The sequence below is a fragment of the Microbacterium sp. Kw_RZR3 genome, from assembly GCF_029222405.1.
GTDB lineage: Bacteria > Actinomycetota > Actinomycetes > Actinomycetales > Microbacteriaceae > Microbacterium.
In genome coordinates this window covers 1-3,250 of record NZ_JARHXC010000107.1, presented here as the reverse complement: position 1 = coordinate 3,250, position 3,250 = coordinate 1, and the positions used below count along the sequence as shown (strand labels likewise).

Below are 3,250 nucleotides of genomic sequence, written 5' to 3'. Positions count from 1 at the left end.
GACGGGTGATCGCACCCGCGCCGAGGGCGGCGGTGATGAGTCCGGCCCCCCACGCGGATACAGAGGGCCACGACCGCACGAAGGTCGCAGCGGTCATGCTCAGACCGCCGCGGTGCGGGGGACGTTGCGCTCGGTGCCGAGGCCGACACCCAGGAGCACGACGGCGCTGGCGAGGTGCAGGAAGTGGTCGGGGACGTTCAGCGCGAGGATGTTCGCCGAGGTGCCGGTCAAGAAGAAGCCGACGATACCGAGCAGCAGGTAGACGGCACCGACGGTGGTGTTGACGCCCTTGGCGGCGCGGGCGTTCGCGAGGCCGGCCACGAGGAGGGCTCCGCCGATGAGGAGGTGCGCGATGTTGTGCAGCGGGTTGACCTCGAAGATCCCCAGGAGCAGTCCGCCCTGGGTCGCGATGAAGCCCACGCCGCCGGTCACGGCGAAGCCGAGCAGTCCGACGAGCAGGTAGACGGCCCCGAAGATCGTGGCCACGAGGCGGTTAGGTGAAGAGCTCATAGTGAACCTCCCAGTGAGTTTGCAGCGACCTCGTGGCCGCCTTCCCCACATCTTCGGAGACAATGAGCGGTTCGGATTGGGCTTTGCGCGGCCCCGCGTTCTCGGGTAGAACCCGCGGCTGGGGGTTCACGGCATCCGGAAACGACAGAAGGCCCCCGAGTACTCTCCGAGGCCCTCCGTTACATAGGTCACCATACGAACCGGCGGGGCGCTTCCTCAGGGGATTGCATTTCACACGCTGTTCACGTACCGAGTCGCTCTGCCACACTCGCCTCGTGAAATTCGAAACGACTCTGTCGCAGATGGGCAACAACACCGGTATCGAGGTCCCGCCCGAGGTCGTCGACGCGCTGGGAGGCGGCAAGCGCGCGGCCGTCGTCGTCGATGTGAACGGCTACGTGTACTCCAGCACGATCGGCGTCATGGCCGGCAAGATGCTCATCCCGTTCTCGTCCGACAAGCGTGCCGCGACGGGCCTCTCGGGAGGGGATGCCATCGCCGTCGACCTGCAGCTCAACACGTCGCCGCGCACGGTCGAGGTGCCCGCCGACCTCGCGTCCGCGCTCGCCGAAGCGGGTGTGCGCGAGGCATTCGATGCGCTGTCCCCGAGCGCCCGCAAGGCTCATGTGACGAACGTCGAGGGAGCCAAGGCGGCCGACACGCGCGCCCGCCGGATCGACGCGATCGTGGCCAAGCTCGGCTAGTCCGACCGGCTCGTTCGAACGCCCCGACCGATAACCTGGGAGGGGAGGATGTCGTGGGTCGCACAAAGGATGCCATTGCCGAGGGGCTGTCGATCGCAACGGCGGCGGCACGGCTCACGGTGCGCAACCGCATCCTCGTCGAGACGATCGCCCGAGGCGGGCAGTTCGACAGCGAGGTCTTCGCTGACTTCGCGCGCAAGACCCTTCGGGCTCTAGCTGACGAGCAAGATCAGGCCGCCGAGCGGGTGACGCATCAGCGGAAGCGCGCGTGGGGTCGGTTCTCCGACTCCTCAGGAACGCACGATTACCGCGACCGCGACACGCGCAACCTCCGCCGTCGAGCGAACCAGTCGCGTGGGGTCGCGAAGGAGCTGCGGGCTTTGGCCGACGATCCGGCGCGCGTGGAGGCCCTGGTGGCCGCCGCGCGCATGGCGGCGTGGGGAGACGTGGAGGCGAACCTTCGCCAGCGCCTCGACGTCGAGGGCATGACCGCCGATGCCGATCCCGATTACGCCACGATGCGACGCGCGCGCATGGACGCCCTGCGCATGGTCGACCTCGCGCGCCTCGCCTCGCAGGCGAAGCGCAAGGCGAAAGAGAAGGCCGCGGCCGAGCCCGAGAAGCCGGCGGACGAGGACGACGACAAACCCGCCAAGTCCGGCAAGAAGAAGAAGTCGACTGCGCGCTGACGCAGCTTTCTTTCGACCGGGATGTCACACGAGACGGTCGGCCGGACATTCCCGGGTATGGACGAAGCCGGGTTGTGGCGCCGCGTCGCCGCCGACGGCGATGAAAGAGCACTGGGCGACCTCTACGAGCGGCACGTCGATCGCGTGTTCCGTCACGCCGCGCGGTTGGCATCCGATCGACGGGATGCCGAGGATGCCACGGCCGTGGCCTTCTTCGAACTCTGGCGCCGGCGTGACGCGGTGCGTGTCGTCGACGGGTCGCCGCTGCCGTGGCTTCTCGCGACGACGACGAACGCGCTGCGCAACCTTCAGCGCTCGTCGGCTCGCTATCGGCGTTTGCTCGACACCCTGCCCCGCTCGGCGGACGCGAGCTCCGCCGAGGACGAGGTCTTCGCCGATGAGAGCGCTCGTGCGCTCCTCGCACCGCTCGGCGCGGTCGATCGACAGCTCGTGATGCTCGTGCACCTCGAGGGCTATCGGGCTGACGAAGCCGCGGTGGTGGTGGGGCTCAGCGCCGCGGCGGCGCGTGCTCGCCTCTCTCGTGCGCGAGCGAAGCTGCGCGATCTCGTCCCGGATGCCACACGCGAGGAGGATTCTGCATGAACGCACCGCGCATCGATCCCGTCTTCCGCGCGGGACTGCATCGCCAGCTCGTCGCGCAGACGAAGCTTCCGCAGCGGCGCAGTCGCGCGAAGCTGTTCGTCATCGCGGGGGCGGGGGCGATCGTGCTTGCCGCGGGGGGAACGGCGGCGACGGCCGAGCTCTGGACTCTCCCCGGCGGCACGGCCGTCAGCGAGCTGGGTGCTCCGGTGACCGCTGAGGGCACGGGCGACGGCATGCTGTCTTTGCCGCCTCGCCCCGACGCCGCGAACCACGTCCGCCTGGAGCTGCGCTGCCTCACGCCGGGCACCTTCACTTTTCCCGCGGGATCGGTGACGTGCACCGCGGACGACTTCGTGGCGCACCCTGACGGTGCGGTGTCGTGGATCGACGTGCCCCTCGACGCGGTCGGTGCCGAGGTCGTCGTGTCGTCGGATGCCGGCGAGAGGTGGCGTCTCACGGCGACCTATATCGACGCGGAGCCCGTGCCGCTCGCGGTGAACGATCGCGGCCAGACCTATGGCTCGGCGGGCGCGGGGGAGGAGCCCGACCTCATCGCTGTCGTCGCGACGAACGGCCGTCAGGGCTACGTCGATGCTGACGAGTTGGCGGATGCCACGGGCTCGAGCCAGAACTTCACGTCGCCCGAAGAGGCCTTGCGGTGGCAGGAGGAGCGCGCTGGTCGGGCTGTCGTCGTGCCGGTGTACCTGTCGGACGGGGTGACCCGAGTCGGGGACTTCGTGGTCG

General features: G+C 69.1%; 5 protein-coding genes. 4 read left to right on the top strand and 1 reads right to left on the bottom strand.

Annotated features, from left to right (window positions below; all coding sequences use genetic code 11):
• Positions 1-99: 99 nt before the first annotated feature.
• Positions 100-510: a DUF4383 domain-containing protein gene (locus P2P98_RS05825; RefSeq protein ID WP_275798070.1), complete on the bottom strand. Its 411-nt coding sequence runs from the start codon at positions 508-510 to the stop codon at positions 100-102.
• A gap of 275 nt (positions 511-785) precedes the next feature.
• Between P2P98_RS05825 and P2P98_RS05820 the strand changes: the two genes are divergently transcribed.
• From P2P98_RS05820 to P2P98_RS05805, 4 genes are all read left to right on the top strand, one after another.
• On the top strand, positions 786-1,214 hold the full coding sequence (locus P2P98_RS05820) for a YdeI/OmpD-associated family protein (protein ID WP_275798068.1): 429 nt from the start codon (positions 786-788) through the stop codon (positions 1,212-1,214).
• A gap of 53 nt (positions 1,215-1,267) precedes the next feature.
• On the top strand, positions 1,268-1,903 hold the full coding sequence (locus P2P98_RS05815) for an asparagine synthase (RefSeq protein ID WP_275798066.1): 636 nt from the start codon (positions 1,268-1,270) through the stop codon (positions 1,901-1,903).
• Between the two features lie 21 nt (positions 1,904-1,924).
• Positions 1,925-2,506: an RNA polymerase sigma factor gene (locus tag P2P98_RS05810; RefSeq protein ID WP_275798065.1), complete on the top strand. Its 582-nt coding sequence runs from the start codon at positions 1,925-1,927 to the stop codon at positions 2,504-2,506.
• Positions 2,503-3,250: peptidase M56 family protein (locus tag P2P98_RS05805; RefSeq protein ID WP_275798063.1), on the top strand; the 748-nt coding region annotated here is incomplete at its 3' end. The genes P2P98_RS05810 and P2P98_RS05805, both read left to right, overlap by 4 nt.

Excerpts from the sequence above, each read along its gene's own strand:
- P2P98_RS05810 (WP_275798065.1), top strand. The coding sequence starts at position 1,925 with ATGTCACACGAGACGGTCGGCCGGACATTCCCGGGTATGGACGAAGCC.
- P2P98_RS05825 (WP_275798070.1), bottom strand. The coding sequence starts at position 510 with ATGAGCTCTTCACCTAACCGCCTCGTGGCCACGATCTTCGGGGCCGTC.